The 1,742-nt window shown below is 62.6% G+C and carries 2 protein-coding genes; both read left to right on the plus strand.

Features of this window, described 5'->3' with window-relative positions; genetic code table 11:
* A partial coding sequence (lptC, locus tag WCB02_RS13520; protein ID WP_423958728.1) for an LPS export ABC transporter periplasmic protein LptC occupies positions 1-706 on the plus strand: 706 nt, incomplete at its 5' end.
* Between the two features lie 11 nt (positions 707-717).
* The gene (locus WCB02_RS13525; protein ID WP_423958729.1) at positions 718-1,422 is read left to right on the plus strand and encodes an LptA/OstA family protein; all 705 of its coding nucleotides are present in this window, start codon (positions 718-720) and stop codon (positions 1,420-1,422) included.
* The last annotated feature ends 320 nt before the right edge of the window (positions 1,423-1,742 follow it).

Raw genomic sequence — 1,742 nt, forward strand, 5'->3', positions numbered from 1 at the left:
CAGCCGCATGGTGCGCGTGCTGCGCGTCGCGGTGCCGACGGCGGTCGCCCTTGCCATGGCCTCGGTAATCGGGATTTCCGTCTTCAATCCGTTCCGCATGCTGATTCCGAAGCTGCCGCTCGATATGAGCAACCTGGTGGTCTCCGGCACCAAGATCACCATGGAATCGCCGCATCTGTCAGGTTACACGCCCGATCAGCGGCCCTATGAACTCTGGGCGAAAACCGCCACCCAGGACGTCACCGACCCCGATCACGTCGAACTCCACACGCTCCACTCCAAGGTCTTGATGGAGGATCAGTCGACCGTGTTCCTGGACGCGCGCACCGGGCTGTTCGACAACAAGCAGCAGACGCTCGATCTGCACAAGGACATCTTCGTGCAGACCACGACAGGTTACGAAGCACGCCTCACCCAGGCCTTTGTCGACATGGCCAAGGGCACAGTGGATTCCAACGAGCATGTCGACGTCAAGTTGACCAACGGCACATTGACGTCCGACCGCCTCCATATCACCGACGGCGGGGCCGTCTCGAGGTTCGATGGCAATGTCGTGATGCATCTCGACCATCTCGACGCCGACAATTCAGGCACGCAAGAGGAAACGGCGTCGGCCTCGCCGGTTGAGCCGGCGCCATCTGCCAAGCCGCGCTCGTCCTCCAATAAGTCGTCGTCCAATAAGTCCAAGTCCGCCAACTCGAAATGAGCGTCCCTGCGATGTTTTCCCGATCAGGCTTTTTGAAGCGGCGCCAGGCGGGTCGAGCCATCCTGGCCGCTGTGTTGCTCGCGCTCGCCGGCGCCGACCAGGTGCGGGCGCAAAGTTCGGCGCAGGGCGTGCCAAACGCGATGCAGGGCTTTTCGCAGAACAGGGACCAGCCGATCCAGATCGAAGCCGCTTCGCTCGAGATGCGCGACAAGAAGAAGGAGGCGACCTTCTCCGGCGATGTGAAGGTGGTGCAGGGTGACACCACCATGACGTCGAAGACGCTGGTGGTATTCTACGAATCGAATTCGGCGTCGCCCCCGGCCACAACGTCGGCCACCAACGCGAAGGCCGCGGCCAAAGCAGCGCCCTTGCAGTCGGCGACCCCCGGTCCGGGCGGCGCCTCATCGATCAAGAGGCTGGAAGCGCATGGCAGCGTGGTGGTCACGCAGAAGGATCAGGTCGTGACCGGCGAGACCGCCATCTTCGACACCAAGACCAACCTGATCACGATGACGGGGGGCGTCGTTTTGACGCAATGCAAGAATGTGCTGAAGGGCGACCGGCTGTTTGTGGACATGACGACAGGCGTGTCGCGGGTGGAGTCCGACAGCGGACCGGTCCAGGGATTGTTTATCCAGTCCGGACAGGGCTGCGGCCCAGCCGGGCCTGGTGGCGGCTCGCCGCTGCCGGCTCTGGGACCAACCAGACCAAAATAATGTCAATCACTTGTTTGCTGGCCTGCGGCGCTGAGGTTGATGCGCCGCCGCGCCAGCCCATATTTACCCCGCATGAGGCAAGGGGCTTTGGCTGGGCAAGGGGCGTCCATTCCTTCATGCTAAGCAGGCGAATCGGGCCGGCGATGCGGTTGGCAGCCCACCTTCGCAGACGATCTTTTTGAGAGGCTGAGCGAAGCGGGGATGGTGGATTTACTTGGCATGTTCCGTCGGCGTCCCGCGAAGCGCGGCAAGGCGGGTTTCGCCCGTTCCCGCGACGATCTCAGCGCGATCGACGATTCCTTGGCGGTGCTCGCGAACTC

Source organism: Bradyrhizobium sp., from assembly GCF_049581145.1.
GTDB lineage: Bacteria > Pseudomonadota > Alphaproteobacteria > Rhizobiales > Xanthobacteraceae > Bradyrhizobium.

Excerpts from the sequence above, each read along its gene's own strand:
- WCB02_RS13525 (WP_423958729.1), top strand. The coding sequence starts at position 718 with ATGTTTTCCCGATCAGGCTTTTTGAAGCGGCGCCAGGCGGGTCGAGCC.